The organism is Bacillus mobilis, assembly GCF_001884045.1.
Taxonomy (GTDB): domain Bacteria; phylum Bacillota; class Bacilli; order Bacillales; family Bacillaceae_G; genus Bacillus_A; species Bacillus_A mobilis.
On sequence record NZ_MACF01000094.1, the window covers coordinates 1 to 333 of the forward strand.

Annotated in this window: 1 pseudogene; it reads left to right on the forward strand. The window is 33.3% G+C overall.

The features are described 5' to 3' along the window. A pseudogene (locus BAQ44_RS16655) lies at positions 1–333 on the forward strand (IS200/IS605 family accessory protein TnpB-related protein); the annotation flags it as partial.

Consider the following 333-nt stretch of genomic DNA (forward strand, 5'->3'; position numbering starts at 1 on the left):
ATATCCAATCAAGAATGGAAAGATTTGCGGACACGACAATTATATTCTCGTGGAGATAAAAGCAAAAAAGGGAATTTGAACATGCGCATTACAGTTGATGACTGTGGGCAAGGATGGTTAGAAATTGCAAATCCATTAGGACGAACAAATGGAAAAACAAAAAGCCCACGAATCAAAGTTCCGATTATCATTCCATATCATTTTTATCATCAAATCACAAATGTCGTTATGGGAAAGCAACTCGGTGTAAATCCAAAAGGAAAACCGATTATAGAGCATCAAAAATATAGTGTAGAAATCATTCGTAAACAAAATGAATTTTATGTAAATATT